This is a genomic window from Cobetia sp. L2A1 (assembly GCF_009796845.1).
Lineage (GTDB): Bacteria > Pseudomonadota > Gammaproteobacteria > Pseudomonadales > Halomonadaceae > Cobetia.
This window is the reverse complement of sequence record NZ_CP047025.1, coordinates 1,132,735-1,149,518: the sequence shown is the minus strand read 5'-3', so window position 1 is coordinate 1,149,518 and position 16,784 is coordinate 1,132,735. Positions and strand designations below refer to the sequence as shown.

Here is a 16,784-nt window from a genome sequence, read left to right as displayed (position 1 = left end):
CCAGCGAGCCCCGTGGCGTATAGGTCACTCGCATGCGTGCTTCTCGAGTCTAGCAGCAGGACAAGACCCGACACAGTGACATATGCCATCTATCGCGGACGCAATCCGCCATGGTGTCTCTCCACCAGGCATTGTCTCTCCATCATGTTGCCTCTCCCTCATTCAGCAGAGACGACAACGCCCCGCCGCTGAACCAATCACAAAGATCAGAACAGCGACGAGGCGTCAGACACACATGGCCATCAATTTAGCGAACGTATTACATTGATCGCACGTACGGATCAAACGTACTGATCAAAACAAGCCATTCGCCGATCAAGGGATTAACCGATCACACCTCGCGCAGTACCGGCGTCTCCACCGAGACATCAGCATTCTGCGCACGATGGCGCAGCAGGTGGTCCATCAGCGTCAGCGCGACCATTGCCTCGGCGATCGGTGTAGCACGGATACCCACGCACGGATCATGACGACCGGTGGTGATGACTTCGACCGCATTGCCATTGACGTCGATGCTGCGGCCCGGCAAGCGCAGACTGGAGGTCGGCTTGAGCGCGATGCTGGCACGAATCGTCTGCCCGCTGGTGATACCGCCCAGTACGCCACCGGCATGATTGGAGAGGAAGCCTTCCGGCGTCATCTCATCACGGTGCTCGGTGCCTTTCTGGCTGACCACGGCAAAGCCATCACCGATCTCGACCCCCTTGACGGCGTTGATGCTCATCAGGCCATGGGCCAGCTCGGCATCGATGCGATCAAAGACCGGCTCACCCAGCCCGACCGGCACGCCCGTCGCCTCGACCGTTACCTTGGCCCCCACGGAATCGCCTTCCTTGCGCAGCGCGTCCATGTACTGCTCCAATTCGTCGAGGCGATCTGCATCGCCACAGAAGAATGGATTGGTGTCGACCAGCGACCAGTCCTTGACCTCAAGCTCGATGGGGCCGAGCTGAGACAGATAGCCGCGTACCTGCACACCCAGGCCTGCCAGATACTTCTTGGCTATCGCACCGGCCGCGACGCGCATGGCAGTCTCGCGGGCAGAGCTACGGCCACCACCACGGTAATCCCGCTCACCGTACTTGTGGTGATAGGTGTAGTCGGCGTGGGCCGGACGGAACTGGTCCTTGATCTTGCCGTAGTCCTTGGAGCGCTGATCGGTATTCTCGATCAACAGGCCGATGGAGGTTCCTGTGGTGCGTCCCTCGAAGACACCCGACAGGATACGCACCTGATCGGGCTCGCGACGCTGGGTGGTATGCCGTGAGGTACCCGGGCGGCGGCGATCAAGATCAATCTGCAGGTCCGCCTCACAGATCTCGATGCCAGGCGGGCAACCGTCGACAATGGCGCCCAACGCCGGGCCGTGGCTTTCGCCGAAGGTAGTGACAGTGAACAGCTTGCCGAAGGTGTTTCCGGACATTCAGGGAGTCCTCAAGCGATGCCGCCGGTCATGCCGGCCGCATTCTGGTATTGGTATGATGCGCCATGACGGCCAGCGCGAACGGTTATGCGAATTCCGGTGCACAGATCTCAAGCGTCTGGGCATCAAGGGCAAAGACACCGTTGCCGCCACGCTCGAACTCGAGCCACAGGAAGGGCACATCCGGGAAGGCCTCGACAAGGTGGCGCTCGGAGTTGCCGACCTCGACGATCAATACACCGTCATCGGTCAGATACTCACGGGCTTCACGCAGAATACGGCGTACGATATCAAGGCCATCATCACCCGCTCCCAGTGCCAGTGAGGGCTCATGGGCAAATTCGCGCGGCATGTTGGCCAGATCGAAGGTGTCCACATACGGCGGATTGGAGACGATCAGGTCATAACACTTGCCGGCCACACCGGAGAACAAGTCAGACTGCACCGCAATCACGCGGCCTGCCACGTCATGACGCTCGATGTTGCTACGCGCCACTTCCAGTGCATCAGTGCTGATATCGACCAGGTCCACTTCGGCGGTCGGCATCACCAGCGCGGTGGCGATGCCGATGCAGCCAGACCCGGTGCATAGATCCAGCACACGGGACGGCGGCAGCTCCGGGAACCAGAGTTCAAAGCCGCCTTCAATCAGCTCGGCGATGGGCGAGCGCGGTATCAACACGCGCTCATCGACATCAAATGGCACACCGGTGAAGAAGGCTTCGCCCAGCAGATACGGCAGCGGCTTGCGAGTGGTGATGCGCTCACGCACCAGTGCCACGATACGCGTACGTTCCATCGTCAGGAGTCGAGCATCAATTACCGACGGGTCCGTGTCCCACGGCAGGTGTAACGCTCCCAATACCAGCGCTACCGCCTCATCCCAGGCAGAATCAGTGCCGTGGGCAAAGTGCAGGCGATGTGCGTGGAACTCGCTGGTCGCCCAGCGGATCAGGTCACGCAGGGTCACCAGCTCCTCGACAAGACGGGAATCCGGCTCACTGAGACTGGAAGGATGACGCAGGTCGGACGCGGAAGATGTGGACACGGTGATTCCTGTAAGCGGACAGAGACAGCGCGGGCAGCAGCGACACTTCATCTGGAGCTGCGCCTCGCGAGGGCATTGTAGCGTTCACGAAGCGTGGCGGCGACCCTTGACGTCTGGCCGGCCCGATAGAGGGACACACGCAAGATCTTCACAGCGACAACAGTCACGCTATACTGCGCGCCTTGTCATTTTATTGCCCGCGGAGCCCCGCCATGCCACCCCGACACGACGACAGCACGGATAACGGCGACGATATCAGCGCCTTCCGCGCCGCCCTCAAGCAGGCCGGTGTGCGCAGGATCACCACCAATCGCGCTGACCCCGGCCGTAAACCGGTCAGCAGTGAGGAACAGGCACGTCTCGCCGCCCGTCGCGCTGCGGCCAGTGAAGCCAACCCTGATAGTCTCAGTGCGCCCTCGCGCACGACGGATGGTCACGTAGAACCTGTCACACCTAGTCAGCTGCTGGACTTCTCCGTCGTCGATCTTCCCTATCGCCAGCGCCAACGCCTGAAGCGCGGCGAAATCCCCTGGGAAGCCGGGCTAGACCTGCACGGCTATACGCTGGAACAGGCGCGCATCGAACTTGAGTCCTTCATTGATGATGCCATCGCTCGCCGCTCGCGCTGCGTGCTGGTAGTCCATGGCAAGGCATGGACAGGCATGGCCGACTATCCGGTGATCAAGAGTCACGTCAACACCTGGCTACGACAATGGCCCGATGTGCTGGCCTTTACCTCATCACTCGAACTGGACGGCGGCAGCGGCGCAGTTTATGTATTGTTACGCAGCAAGGGCCGCGACACGCTGCTGGACTGATTCACCCTTGCAGGCATCCTTCTTGACAGTGGTGCGCTGCTCGACGCTGATGAACTGCATCACACGAAACATCAGTAGCACCGTGCAGGCTCCTCGATGAGTCTGCCATCATAACGACAAGGGATACCCCTGATGACACTTGCGACACCACTTCGCGCTGCACGCCATATCACTTCGATTACCACTGTTACCTCTGCCGCATTCTTGCTGGCGTTTTCTGTCACACCTGCCCATGCCAGCGATGCACTCGCCGACAGCACATTGGCTAGCGTACAGAAAAGCCAGGTACTGAAAGTCTGTACGACGGGTGACTACGCGCCTTTCAGTCATCGTGAAGATAATGGCGAGTTTGAAGGCATCGATATCGACATGGCGGGGGCACTGGCCAACAGCCTCGGTGCCAGCGTCGAAACCGTGCCGACCAGTTGGCCAACGCTGATGGATGACTTCACTTCCGGCAAGTGCGACATCGCCATGTCTGGCATCTCGGTCAAGCTTGATCGTCAGGCGCTGGCCTATTTCAGCCTGCCCTACCAGACCGGTGGCAAGACGCCCATCGTGCGCTGTGACGATATCAAGAAGTACCAGACCGTCGAACAGATCAATCGCCCTGAGGTGCGTATCACCGTCAATCCGGGTGGCACCAATGAGCGCTTCGCTGATGAATTCCTGAGCGATGCCACTCGTGTGGCCCACAACGACAACCGCACCATCTTCGACAACATCATCGAAGGCCGCGCCGATGTCATGGTGACCGATGCCATCGAGACGCAGCTGCAAGCCAGCCGCCATCCCGAGCTATGCAGCGTGCATCCGGAAGCCCCCTTCACCTTCTCCCAGAAGGGCTATCTGTTGCCGATGGGCGATAACATCTGGAAAGCCTATGTCGATCAGTGGCTGACCCAGATGCAGGGCACCGGTGAACAGGCCGCGATCTTCGACAAGTGGATCAAGGGCTGAACGATGAGCCTTGCGTCTCGGCGCGTGAACGACAGCCCTTGAGTGCATGGCTCACGCCGAGTGCCAAAGGGATGAAAGGGAGTGACACAAAAAGACCCCGCCACTTGGCGAGGTCTTTTTGTGTCACTCCTTCAGGAACGGAAAATCCTAACCATCCATGCCCTTCTCGTAGCGATCCAGCGCCTCAGCGGCGAGATGTCGCCCAAGCTTGATCAAGCCTTCGGCACGATGAAACTCGTAGGCACCGCAAACTGTCTTGGGAATCTCGACCAGAATATCGGGCGGATACCCGGCAATCTTGTACTTGGCCAGCGTTGCCTGGGTGATGTCGAAGGAACGCATCATCATATCCAGCTTGCCCCACGCCAGTTCTGGCGCATTTTCCTCAGCCTGCTGCGAATCATCGTTCAGCTCATCAGCTCCCTGCACCTCATCCTTGGCTGCGGGTGCATTCCATGGATGTTCAAACGTCGCATCCCTTGTCGATGCGCTCGTTGTCGGCGTGCCTTCTGCGGCGGTATCTTCGAATGCTTCACGCTGAGCACTGGCCCGATCATCACGCTCATTTCGTCCGTCCCGTACATCGCTCAAGGCATTACGCAACGCATCATTGAGCGTCTCACCGACAGGGGCTGCCTCTGTCGCCGTACGCGAGGCTAGCGTGTCTTGCGCCTGCAGGGCATCAAGTTGCGCACGCGTGGTACCGCCCGGCGGAAGCGGCACACCCGCAATAGGACTGGCGAGTGCCGGTGCATTCTCTTCCAGTGCCTGATCTTTCTCAGCGCTGAACATGCGCTCAGCGCTGCGACGAATACCGCTCAGCCAATTATTGAAGCCACCACCACGCGCTTCCAGCGCGGCTTCCCGGGCTTCCTCTTCGGCGGCCTCTGCCGGTGGCAGCATCTGCTCCAGCGTCTGATTACGCGGCGAATGTGCCGTGGCGTTTACTGCCAGCACCAGGTCAACATGCGCGGCGACCAGCGGTGTGATAGGCAGCGGATTCATCAAGCCGCCATCCACCAGCACCTTGCCATCACGCTGCACCGGCGTGATGACACCTGGCACCGCAATGGAGGCGCGAATCGCTTCAAGCAGGTTGCCGCTCTGAAACCACACTTCCTTCTGCGCGATCAGATCGGTAGCTACAGTCGTGACCGCAATGGGCAAATCCTCGATACGGATATTGCCGATCAGCGCTTCCAACTCACCCATGATCCGGCGAGCACGAATGGCACCCATCGGACTCCAGGTGACATCCACCAGCCGTAGCACATCGAAATAATCCAGTTTACATACCCAGTCACGATAGGCATCGAGCTGGCCGGCAGCATAAATACCGCCGACCAGTGCGCCCATCGAGCAGCCAGAGATAGCGCGAATGTCGTAGCCGCGCGCCAGCACTTCTTCGATGACGCCGATATGGGCATAGCCCCGAGCGCCACCGCTACCGAGTGCCAGGGCGATTGTCTTGCGCTTGGCCATGACATGACTCCTGGTGGTCAAATAGAACCGCTAGAAAACGAATGAATCCAGCAGGACTGCATGGTGCCTTAACTGAGCGAAACCCACGCGATAATATTGTCTGCAACCGCTGCCACGTGCGCTGGCTCCAGATGAAGGTGATGCCCACCCGGCAGTACACGGCGCTCAAGCCCGTTGACGGCGGCGCGAGCCAGCTGCGCCTCGGGCCGCTCCTTGAGAATACCTTGCTCGCCTTCCACCAGCAGTACCGGTTGCTGCAATGATGCGAGCAATGCCAGCACCTGCTCTGGCGTGTAGCGCATCAGCGAAGGCCGCAGGAGGCGACGATCACTTCTGAGACGCCAGCCGCCGCCCTCAAGTTCCTCCAGGTTACGCTCGACGACTGGCCGCGCTGTCTCGGCATCAATCGGCGTCACCCCCCCCGCGACGCGTGCCGCCACGGCGTCTTCAATGCTTTGGTAATGCGCACGGCGAGTGGCGCGACTGACGGGGCGTGCATGACGAGCCAGCAAACCGCGCCGAAGCTGCGTCACCACCTCTGACGCCGGTGTGGACAGCGCACCGATGCCATCAACCAGCACCAGTCGACTCACGTACTCGGGCAGTGCCGCCGCCACCTGTCCTGCCACTGCTGCGCCAAGTGAATGCGCCAGCACCGTCACCGGCCCTTCTTCTCTCCCCATCATACGCAGGGCTTCCAGCGCCTCGACCACGTCGTGGCAGTAGTCCCAGACGGCATAGTCACCCTCCGGCCCCTGTGGGCTGGAATGACCATGCCCCACCATGTCGATCGCGACGATACGGATGCCCAGTCCCGCGCACAGCAGCGGTGCCAGACGGCTGAAACTGGCCGCATTGTCCAGCCAACCATGCAACGCAAGCCAGGTCGGCGGGCTAGCGTGACACCCTGCTCCCTCAGACTGAGGAGGCCTCCATTCCAGTGCCGCGATAGTGCCGCCGCCACGACGGGCAAGGCTCAACGCCAACGGGCTCATGCCGGCACCTGTGGCATCAGTTGCTCAATCGCGGCCAGCAAGGCAGCACGCGTCTCATCGGGGTGCTCAAAGGGGTACATATGGCCACCAGGAACGGTGCGCACCTCAAGGCCGGCACGGCGCAGACGCGCCTGACGTGGCGCAGTCAACAAATCAGACTGCTCACCGGCCAGAATCAGTGCCGGTACCGCCAGCCGAGCCGGTGAGCCGGTCAAGTGATCACTCAGATGACGAAAGATATCCACCTCATGACGGGTATCGAAGCTCAACGACAGACTGCCATCATCGTGACGATGCGTGGCGTGGTCAATGTAGTCATCCAGCGCTTCAGGCGTAAAGCGTGAGAACAGCGAGCGACGACGCAGATAGTCATGCATCGCCTGGCGTGAATCCCAGCGTGCACGCCGCCCACGGGTGCGACCTGCGGGCGTCACACGATCAATGAAACCGAAGCGTTTGGCGATCTTGAGACCCATTGCATCGCGGCCCAACATCAGCGGAGGATCAAGCAGAATGACGCAGTGGAAGCGCTCAGGCTGTTTGAGGGCAGCCATGTAGTTAAGCACGCCGCCCAGCGAGTGACCGACACCAATCACCTTGCGAGTAGCGTTGGCAACCACCGGCCCCAGTGCGGAATCGAGGCAGGCCAGCCACTCATCACGCAGCGCCGTCAGGTTACGCCCGACCGGATAGGCTGGGTCATGCGCCAACCTATCTACCGGTAGCAGATCACACTGTGCCGCCAGCGGTGCCAGCAGACTGGTATAGCAAGCGCCCGTAAAACCATTGGCATGCGCAAAGGCCAACAGTGGACGCTCGGTACCTGCCGCAACGTCGTCAGGGCCCTGCTCACCAGCACTTGAAAGCTGGGTGAACCGACCCACCGCAGTGGAGGCGGGAGTGGGTGATACGGTCATCGCTGGCGCTCCTCACAGCGGGGTGTACGTGACAGATGATGCACCCCGAAACAAACAGTCGTTTAAATTCTTGTCAGCAGCATGCCAGCGCTGAGGCCAGCGCGCCATTCTCCCTTCGCCGCTGCCTGCGCCGCTGCCTGCGCCTCACGCTTCATAGCGCCGCTCTCTTACTCTTTCACCCCTGCCTTTTTGACTTCTCTCTCATCACCGCTCAGTACGGTATCGACCACAGGCAAGGTGGAAGAAACAGGCAAGGTAGCAGCAACAACGCCAAGAGCAGCAGCAATGGCAGCATCAGAGAGCGCCATGCTGGCCTCCTCTGGCGGCTCTACCACCGCTACCAGCGCGATCAACTGCTCACGCAGGGCGCCATTGACCTGTATCTCGACAGCACCTAGCCGCTTGGCAAGTGGAGCCGGCCAACCAGAACCGGTCAGCGTCAGGCGCGCCCAGGGCTTGCTGCCGGCTTCGATGGCGAGCGTCAGCTGCTGATCCTGTCTCTGCTGCTGTGGCCAATGCAGCCCAAGCGTCACAGTCGCTTGCCAGTCGTCATCATCAGACCGTAGACGTAGATCGTTCTGTTTCAGTGGTGACAAGGCGGTCAGCAGTGCATCTGCTGCTGCACTATCAGGGGCAAGCCCACGGGTTATTGCGGTCATGCCAGTAGCCCCTCGGGCAGCGAGCGAGATTTCCATGCGGCTCACTGACGCTGGGCGCAGAGCCTCGAGATTCATCACGTGTGCCGTAGCCAGCCCGCCGCGCCAGTCCGGCAGCCCGATATCGCGTGATAGCTCCAGCACTGGCGCATCAACTGCTGACAACCAACGCACATAACGGCCTGCCAGCGGCTCAGCCACACCGGCACCATTCGATGCAGGGGCAGCATCAGGCTTATCACCCAGCTGGAGGCGCATCTCGCCCGTGCCGCTGACAATTGCCAGTATTGGCGCGCCATCATCAAGGCCGAGCGCTATCAATGTCTTGTCAGTGCTTGGCTTGCGCGCCCGCAACTGCGCCTCGGCTAGCGCATCAAGCAGTGTCTTCAGCTTATCTTGACGTGCAGGCCAGTTGGCCAATGAGGTGATGTTCCAGTGACCTTGCGTATCACGCGCAAGGGTCAGCCAGGCTTGCTGACGCTGTGTCTGACCATCGACCCGTTCAATACGAATTTCACTCGCCTCACGTGCACTACGCGAGATCATCGGTAGCGCGCTGAGTGCAGTGTCGAGCGGCGTCTCAGCCACACGCTCAGACAGCGCATCTCCCTCATTACCTGACCAGGCACCCACATCACCAAGACCCAAGGTGCGCGGCCCAAGCGTCAATACGCCAACCGCCAATAGCGATACCACTGTCGCCAGCGACCAGCCCACTCGATTGAGGCCACTCATGCGTCACCTCCACGATCAGTGCTGGAAGGACGAGTACGAGAAGGGGTGGGTCGGCGACGGCTGAGACGTTTACGACGCCAGCAGACCCATCCCCCCAAGACACTCAATGCCAGCGGCAATGCCAACAACGTCCACTGGCGCAGCTGACGATCGAAAGTGTCACGCTCGGCACTCGCCTGACGCTGCTGTCGTGAAAGCGCGTCATCAAACGCTTTCTGCATCGCAGCCAGTGCATCACGTTTTCCTGCCGCAGCTGCCTTGCCTTCCACTGACGTCTCGCCGAGAGCACTCAAGCGTGCCTGCCAGTCACTGCGTAGGCGCGTTTCGGCAGCGGATTGACTGTCTGCCAACTGATGCAGGCGCGTCAGTTCGCGGACCTGATGGGCACGTGCGCGCAGCGCTACCAGCTCGGGGCTACCAGCGAACAGGTCAATCGCATTTTCCAACCAGCGCGCGTTGGCGTTCAGTGCACGCTCGCTGCCATCGGCCGCCTCGCGCCGCCATAAACGATCACTGGCCATGTCCACGTCACTGATGATCAGCAGCTGCCCGCTCATCGCATGGTCGCTCACTGCGTCCGCTGACGACTTGGCATCAGGCCAGTGCGCAATAACCGCAAGGCCACCCGCGCCTGACGCGACGCCTGTCAAACCAGACAGTGGGCGTGGGTCCATGCGGCTTGCGTAGACACGCTCAGCCGGTAGCAAGCGTGTGCTGTCAGTGCCACGAATCAGCCACTGCAGTGGAGGCGTCGACGTCTGACTCTCCGGGCTATCCTCTCCCTCTCCCTCTCCTTCTCCTCCACTCTCCGGGCGCTTCTCCTTCTCTCCCACTGGGCGCTTTTCAATGTCCTGAACAGTCTTTTCAGCGGGTGAGAGCGGTGACAACCAGCCAGCACTCGACATCACCAATTGATCGATATTCAGATTGAGTGCGGCATCGGACAGCTGTGCCTTACCCACGTTCAGCAGTGTCGGGTTCAATGCACGCGTGCCATCCATCAACCCAATCGGCAATACCAGCTGCGAGTCAGCCACGACCTGACCAGCCGCTGAGCGAACACCCGCACGCGCCAACAACGCCTCGAGCGCCGAAGAAGCCGGCGCCGGTTGATCGAGCATTTCAGGGAGTGGATCAAGCAGCATCAATACCCGCCCTCCGCGGTCCAGATAGCCGCTGATCGCCTCAAGTGTGGCGGTTGCCAACAGGCGTGGCGCAATCACCAACAGTGCATCCTGATCCTTGATCGGCCGTGCGGGATCGTCACCACCTGATAGCCAGTCGATACGCAGACGAGCGTTGAGGTGGTCCATCAATCCCCAGCTGCCGAGCGCACGTCCTTGCTCAAGGCTGGGCTGGCCCATCACCGGCAGGCTTGAGATCACGCCCAGTCGAGGCGGATGCGTACGCGAGACTTCCTGAATCAAGCGTGCAACGTGAGTTTCCAGCCCATTGATATCAGCTGCCTTGAGCAGAGGAATCGCACGACGCTCGGCATGGGGGCCATCCACCATCAGGCCGAATAGCATCCGCTCACCGCCCGGTAGCGACAGTGCTGTCAGGCCTTGCGCCTCAAGGTCTGCAAAGTCGTCACTGTCCGGCGCAGGGTCAAGGCGGCGCAGACGTACCTGTGGCTGACGTCCGAATGCTGCCAAGCGTGTCTGAATACGCGTTGCCAATTCACGTAGCTGCGGCAAGTCGGTCGCAAAGCGCTCGCTATAGGCAAAGGTCAGTGTGACCGGCGCATCAAGCCGTGACAGCAGCAAACGGCTGGCAGGACTCAAACTGTGCTGATGAGTCTCGGTTAGATCATGAGCCGTGCTCAGAGGGTTCTGGCCATCAGCAGTGAACATGGCAGGAAGTCGCTGGCATGCCAGCAACACTGCCGTCATCGAGAATGCAATCGCGAGCGTCGCGAGCCATTGAGGTGCACGGCCACTGGCGCTGCGCTCCTGCTTGAGCCCACGTGCCTGCAAGACCAGGCCAGCGGTGGCCAGTAACACAAAGTAGCCAGCATCCATCAGCGTTGGGCGCCCTTCACTGAAAGGCGTCAGGTGGGCCGGCAGACTGATCAAATCCAGCAGCTGCACCCAGTGCGGAGCCAGATGCTGCGCCAGCTGGCGGGTCACGGCTGGCGTACCGGGCAGCATGAGGACCAATCCCAGCACCAACGCGCCCAGCCAGGCCGACAACGCCGAGGGTGCTCGCACTGCCAACGCCTGCCCGAGACTGGCCAGCGCCAGTATCAGCAGGGCCATGCCAAGATAGCCACTGACCAGCAAGCCGATATCCGGCGTACCCAGCCACTGGATCAGCACCAGTAGTGGCGCTGTCATCAACAGTCCCAGCCAGCCGAGCACACTGGCACTGATCAACCGCGCTGTCGCCAATCGCCACGGGCCAAGCCCAAGCCCGGAGAGCCATTCCAGCAGACCACTGGCGCGCTCTTCCGGCCAGCCGCGCAGGGCGAGCAGTGGCGTCCACAACACCAGCAGCCATGGCAGCACTTGCCACAGCGCACCGAGGTCAGCGCGGTCGCGTGCCAGCAAGTCACCCAGCTCGAACGCCCCCAGAGGGGCCAGTACTGCCAGCACTACCAACAATGCCCAGCTGGCACCCTGCGTTAGCGCTTGATGCAAATCACGACGGATCAAAGCGAGGATGGCTCTCATGATCCCCCCCCCTGCTCTTGCTCACGCGCCATGCGTGTCACCAATAGGCGGAAGGCTGTCTCGATATCGCCGCGCTCACGTACGCACTCCTCAAACTTCACGCCCATATGGCTACACCAGCGTGCCAATGCCGGACGCGGGTCCTGCCCGGCACGCCCGGTCAGGCGCAAGGTACAAGACAGCGTATCGACTGGTGATACCGGCTCCTGAGAGTGTGTTTGGGTCAGCGGGGTAATCGCAGCGACACCCGGCAGGCGGGTCACACTGGCAAGCTCGCGATCATTCAGCACGCGGCCCAGCACAAGGCGCCACACTGGCAAGCTGGATGTGGCGCCGAAGCCTGCACCATCACCGTCTCGACTGCCTTCGAGCCCCCCTTCACCAAGTGAGATGGCCGCCAGTGCCGCCGGTGTGTCATCAAATCCCAATCGACCATTGGCCATCACCAATACACGATCACAGATACGCGGCACCTCTTCCAACAGGTGAGTGGAGACAAGGATCAAGCGCTCGCGACCCAGCTCACGAATGAAGGCACGCACGCTATCCTTCTGAAGCGGATCCAGTCCATCGGTCGGCTCATCCAGCAGCAAGATGTCGGGGTCATGGGTCAGCGCCATCGCAAGCGACAGACGACGTCGATAGCCTTTGGATAACACGGCGCACAACTGATTGGCGAAGGGCGCGATATCGAGACGATCCATCAATGCTGGAAGACGAATATTACGTATCTTGCGAGATAACCCATGCAAGCCCGCGACGCAATCCAATGTTTCGCGCACGGTCAATTGTGGCCACAGCGGAGCCCCCTCAGGCAGGTAACCAATACGCCGCTTCAATCGATTGAGCTGACGCTGGCTCGCACGCGCATCGAAAGCTTCGCCATCCAGCGCCAGCTCTCCCTGGCTCGCGGCTAGCGTGCCCGCCAGCATGCGCAAGCTGGTGGTCTTGCCTGCACCGTTAGGGCCGAGCAATCCAATCACTTCGCCGCGCGTGGCCTGAAACGAGAGACCGGAGACCGCCGAGTGTTCGCCAAACTGGCGCCCGAGATCCCGACAGGCCAACAGGGGCGAGCTGGGTAGAGATAAAGCGCGTGTCGCGTGTGGGTCCTGCAAGGTACCCGCTCCTTGTTGTTTTGTGGGTATCGTCAATCATTTACCGAACCTACGACTCGCGAGTTCGGCTGCGCACAGGGTAAGCGGACAGCCTGCGCACGCCAAGCCGCTCGCCAGTGTTGCAGTCCGCTGCACTGCAAAATCCTGATATGCTGGCATGAATTTGATGCCGTTGCGCTTTTCCAGACAACTCTGTGGACGTCCAGACGATGCGGCCGTGCCTCGCTCCTGAGCACACCACGCGCACGCATGGACATGGCGCATGGCATGGACAGAAGAGCACGATCACTCCCCTCTCTCCTACAGGAACCCTCGATGCCTGAGCCGCATGATTCCCACGACAGTGCCAACGACAGCGCCCCCGACGATACCCAAGCGTCACGTAACAGTGCTCATGCTGATGAGACCACAACCTCCAGCACTCCCACCACCAAGCCACGACGGGATACACGCCAGCGCAATCGTCTATTCTGGCTACTGCTGATTGCAGCGCTCATCACCGGCTTCTGGCTGGTATAACCGAGGACGTGACATGAACGAGATGTTGTCGCTGTTCATCACCACCCTCAACACCACCGTGCCGGTGTTCGCGATGGTCTTTCTGGGATTGGGCCTCAAGCGTATCGGTTGGATTGACGATACCTTCATCGGCACCGCCTCCTCACTGGTCTTCAAGGGCACCATGCCGGCGCTGGTATTCCTCTCCATCGTGCGCGCCGATCTCGATCACGCGCTGCGTCCCGGCATGTTGGTCTACTTTGCCGTCGCGACACTTGTCACTTTCCTGCTGCTGTGGGGCTGGGCAATCTTGCGTGTGCCAAGGGCCGAGCGTGGCGTTGTCGTACAGGGAGGCTTTCGAGGCAACTGCGCCATCGTCGGCCTGGCGTTGGCGGCCAACCTCTACGGTGACCTGGGACTGTCGATGGGCGGTATCCTGATGGGCGTCGTCATCCTGTCCTACAACATTCTGTCTGTGGTGGTGCTGTCCAGCTACCTGGGAGAAGGCAAGACCAGCTGGCTCGGGATTGCGCGTGGCATCATCACCAACCCATTGATCCTTGGCGTACTGGCAGCCCTGCCCTTCGCCGGCTTCAGCTGGCAACTCCCGGTATGGCTGGAGACCTCTGGCGACTACTTCGCACGCATGACTCTCCCACTGGCACTGATCTGCATCGGGGGCACGCTGTCGATGCGTTCACTGCGCGAAGGGCGCGCCCTAGCGCTCAAATCCAGCCTGATGAAGATGATCAGCGTGCCCCTGCTGGCAACGACAGTGGCCGTGTTGCTGGGATTCCGAGGGACGGAGCTGGGCATCATGTTCCTGTTCTTCGCTTCTCCGACAGCAGCAGCAAGCTTCGTGATGGTGCGCGCGATGGGTGGCAATGATCGCCTTGCAGCCAACATCATCGCCGTCAGTACCTTGATGGCCGGCATCACCATCACGGCAGGTATCTTCGTGCTGAAACTGATCGGCCTGCTCTGACAACCGTCCATGCTGAGAAACAGGCGCCCGTGGATGTCACCAGCGCCAGTAGACCTCACAAGCATCGCCAGACCTCACGCGTAAAAGAAAAGCCCCCGCCAGCATTGCGCTGACGGGGGCTTTGTCGTTGTGTCCTTTTCGGTTTTCTCAGGGCTTCTCGTGCCGATATCAACTCAGTTCGACAGGGCTCACGAATTGATGCAGATCAGCCAATCCTGCTGCCCAGACATCGGCATCCAGCCACGCCAGACTTGCGGTCGCAAAGGCCAGCTGCGTGCTCCCCGGGCCATCGACCAGCGCACTGGCAAGGCTCGACACTAGCGGATTGTGACTGATGATCAGCCAATCACGCGGCTCACGCATGTCGGATCTCGGGGGCACATGAGTCTGCAGCCAGTCGAGTACCGGCGTAAGCGGGTCATCCGGTGTAATGATCTGAATCGTGGTCAGCTGCTCGCCTGACAGTTGCAAGGCCGAGGCAATTTCCTGCGCGGTCTGCTGGGCACGAGTGAAAGGACTGACCACCAGCGTCAGACGTGCACGACGCTCGGCAGGTAGCTGACGGGCAAGCCATTGCCCCATGCGTCGCGCTTCTTCGCGACCGTGCTCACTCAATTCTCGACTGGCATCTGGCGAGCCTGCCTGGGCTTCGCCGTGCCGCATGATGAGTACACTCATGACCTTCTCCTTGACAATGAATACTCGGCATCGCTTGTCTCTCAGGGGACATGCCGAGTCGATGAATATCTCCCTCATCCGCCCACCGGCGCATTACCGGGTGCTGCCTGTCGATGCTGAAAAATGATGCTGGATGAATGCCGGTGGCAGGCAGCTGGTGACGAAATGGATGCCACAGGGCAGGCGAATGACGCGGTATCACTGACAGTAGATCAACAACAGCACATGAACGGTGACGGGTGAAGTAAAAGTTCATGAATGAGTGTCAGTGCATACCGCCGGGAATCACGATGTAACGTTAACTTCGTAGGGATGATGAGATGCCGCTACTGGTTCATGCCATGATTTTTCGCCTCGCTGATGTGATCACTTTTCTATCGTTGGACCTGGCAGCTCATGCCCCAGGCCACCTTGTGCCTTCACCTCAGAGCTCACCTCAGAGCTCACCTCAGAGCTCAGCACATCGTGTTAGAGCCTTCACGAGGCATCTGGTTCCAGATGACGCGCCTGCTGCACCGACTCACGCGACAGCACGAACTCTACATCACTGGATTGCTCCCCTCCCATCAAGGCACGCGCCATGTGATGCGGGTCAATGCCTTCGAACAGCACCTGCGCCATACCACTGACCAGCGGCATGTAGATACCAAGGCGCTTGGACTCCTCTTGCACCAGACGTACCGTATTGACGCCTTCGGCGACCTGCCCCAGCACCTCGACCGCCTCCTCCAGCGTGCGGCCCTCACCCAGTGCAAAACCGACCCGATAATTACGTGACAATGGTGACGAACAGGTGACGATCAGGTCGCCCACACCCGCCAGACCCAGGAAGGTCATCGGATTGGCGCCCTTGGCGACCGCAAAGCGACTCATCTCGGCTAGCGCACGTGTCATCAACATCGCGCGAGTGTTCTCGCCCATGCCCAGTGCAGCAGCCATGCCAGCGGCAATGGCGTAGATATTCTTGAGCGCTCCTCCCAGCTCAACGCCGTAGCGGTCGCTGCTGGCATAGACACGAAAGTAGTCACAACCAAATGCGGTCTGCACTCGCGCGCGCGTATAGGCATCGTCCGAGGCAATCACCGTCGCCGTCAGCTGCCGCTGCGCGATCTCGGCAGCCAGGTTGGGCCCGGACAACACACCGATGTGCGTAAAGCCAGTCTCCTGCTCCAGCACCTCGCTCATCAGCGTGAAGCCCTCGCTCTCGATGCCCTTGGTGGTCGCGATCAAGATCTGCCCCTCACGCAGATGCTCGCGTGCCTGGCGCACGACCGTACGGAAGGCCTTGGAGGGAATCGCGACGCACACCAGCTCAGCCTTGGCCAGCGCATCCGCCATGTCGGTCGTGGCTCTCACACCAGGATTGATGTCGAAATCTGGCAGATAGCCTGAATTACGGTGCTCGGTATTGACCTCATGCGCCTGGTTGGCATCACGCATCCACTGAGTCACGGCAGCACCGTTGTCAGCTGCAATCGAGGCGATGGCAGTACCGAAACTTCCGCCGCCCAATACACATACACTCAAGCCAGCAGCCTGAAGTGGCACTTCGCGAATCTCACGATCGCGGAGGGTTCGACGAGGAGTAGGTGAAGAAGCAGACATGAAGACTCCCTGTATAACCGAAAATTGAATGAAGTGAGCCAGATGAGTGACTAACCACCATTGTAACCACAGTTAGCGTGAGAACATCAGCATCGTCACCTGTACGTGTAAAACGCAGAAACGACAACGCCGGTAATCTCTCAGCCTGACGGCTTCGGGATTACCGGCGTTGTGTCAGTACATTGCTGACACTCACG

General features: G+C 60.3%; 14 protein-coding genes. 4 read left to right on the top strand and 10 right to left on the bottom strand.

Annotation, left to right across the window (positions count from 1 at the left end; genetic code table 11):
• Window positions 1–331 precede the first annotated feature (331 nt).
• Complete coding sequence (aroC, locus tag GQR90_RS04980; RefSeq protein ID WP_158773151.1) at window positions 332–1,423, bottom strand: chorismate synthase; 1,092 nt, start codon at window positions 1,421–1,423, stop codon at window positions 332–334.
• An 85-nt stretch (window positions 1,424–1,508) separates the two neighbouring features.
• A complete protein-coding gene (gene prmB, locus GQR90_RS04975; RefSeq protein WP_158773150.1) occupies window positions 1,509–2,471 on the bottom strand; it encodes a 50S ribosomal protein L3 N(5)-glutamine methyltransferase in 963 nt (320 codons plus the stop codon).
• Between the two features lie 212 nt (window positions 2,472–2,683).
• Here prmB and GQR90_RS04970 point away from each other — a divergent pair, with 212 nt between their 5' ends.
• Window positions 2,684–3,289 carry a Smr/MutS family protein gene (locus tag GQR90_RS04970; protein ID WP_024950727.1) on the top strand — a complete coding sequence of 202 codons (606 nt, stop codon included), beginning with the start codon at window positions 2,684–2,686 and terminating at the stop codon, window positions 3,287–3,289.
• Window positions 3,290–3,421: 132 nt separating this feature from the next.
• Complete coding sequence (locus GQR90_RS04965; protein ID WP_158773149.1) at window positions 3,422–4,249, top strand: transporter substrate-binding domain-containing protein; 828 nt, start codon at window positions 3,422–3,424, stop codon at window positions 4,247–4,249.
• A gap of 147 nt (window positions 4,250–4,396) precedes the next feature.
• On the opposite strand, the gene GQR90_RS17590 is transcribed toward GQR90_RS04965, so the two are convergent.
• The 6 genes from GQR90_RS17590 to GQR90_RS04930 form a co-directional block, all read right to left on the bottom strand.
• Window positions 4,397–5,731 (bottom strand): patatin-like phospholipase family protein, encoded by a 1,335-nt coding sequence (locus tag GQR90_RS17590; RefSeq protein WP_233266436.1) that lies wholly within the window; start codon window positions 5,729–5,731, stop codon window positions 4,397–4,399.
• 68 nt (window positions 5,732–5,799) lie between these two features.
• Window positions 5,800–6,726: an alpha/beta fold hydrolase gene (locus GQR90_RS04950; protein ID WP_158773148.1), complete on the bottom strand. Its 927-nt coding sequence runs from the start codon at window positions 6,724–6,726 to the stop codon at window positions 5,800–5,802.
• Window positions 6,723–7,643: an alpha/beta fold hydrolase gene (locus GQR90_RS04945; RefSeq protein WP_158773147.1), complete on the bottom strand. Its 921-nt coding sequence runs from the start codon at window positions 7,641–7,643 to the stop codon at window positions 6,723–6,725. Before GQR90_RS04945 ends, GQR90_RS04950 begins: the two co-directional genes overlap by 4 nt.
• A gap of 167 nt (window positions 7,644–7,810) precedes the next feature.
• Window positions 7,811–9,034, bottom strand: coding sequence for a DUF4340 domain-containing protein (locus GQR90_RS04940; RefSeq protein ID WP_158773146.1), 1,224 nt, complete (start codon window positions 9,032–9,034; stop codon window positions 7,811–7,813).
• Window positions 9,031–11,706 carry a GldG family protein gene (locus GQR90_RS04935; RefSeq protein WP_158773145.1) on the bottom strand — a complete coding sequence of 892 codons (2,676 nt, stop codon included), beginning with the start codon at window positions 11,704–11,706 and terminating at the stop codon, window positions 9,031–9,033. Before GQR90_RS04935 ends, GQR90_RS04940 begins: the two co-directional genes overlap by 4 nt.
• On the bottom strand, window positions 11,703–12,821 hold the full coding sequence (locus GQR90_RS04930; protein ID WP_158773144.1) for an ABC transporter ATP-binding protein: 1,119 nt from the start codon (window positions 12,819–12,821) through the stop codon (window positions 11,703–11,705). Before GQR90_RS04930 ends, GQR90_RS04935 begins: the two co-directional genes overlap by 4 nt.
• 315 nt (window positions 12,822–13,136) lie before the next feature.
• Here GQR90_RS04930 and GQR90_RS04925 point away from each other — a divergent pair, with 315 nt between their 5' ends.
• Both GQR90_RS04925 and GQR90_RS04920 read left to right on the top strand, forming a co-directional pair.
• Entirely contained in the window at window positions 13,137–13,340 is a 204-nt protein-coding gene (locus GQR90_RS04925) for a hypothetical protein (RefSeq protein ID WP_158773143.1), read from the top strand.
• A 13-nt stretch (window positions 13,341–13,353) separates the two neighbouring features.
• Window positions 13,354–14,304, top strand: coding sequence for an AEC family transporter (locus GQR90_RS04920; RefSeq protein WP_158773142.1), 951 nt, complete (start codon window positions 13,354–13,356; stop codon window positions 14,302–14,304).
• A 168-nt stretch (window positions 14,305–14,472) separates the two neighbouring features.
• On the opposite strand, the gene sixA is transcribed toward GQR90_RS04920, so the two are convergent.
• Window positions 14,473–14,982, bottom strand: a complete 510-nt coding sequence (gene sixA / locus GQR90_RS04915) for a phosphohistidine phosphatase SixA (RefSeq protein ID WP_158773141.1) — start codon at window positions 14,980–14,982, stop codon at window positions 14,473–14,475.
• A 477-nt stretch (window positions 14,983–15,459) separates the two neighbouring features.
• Window positions 15,460–16,587, bottom strand: coding sequence for an NAD(P)H-dependent glycerol-3-phosphate dehydrogenase (locus GQR90_RS04910; protein WP_158773140.1), 1,128 nt, complete (start codon window positions 16,585–16,587; stop codon window positions 15,460–15,462).
• Window positions 16,588–16,784 lie beyond the last annotated feature (197 nt).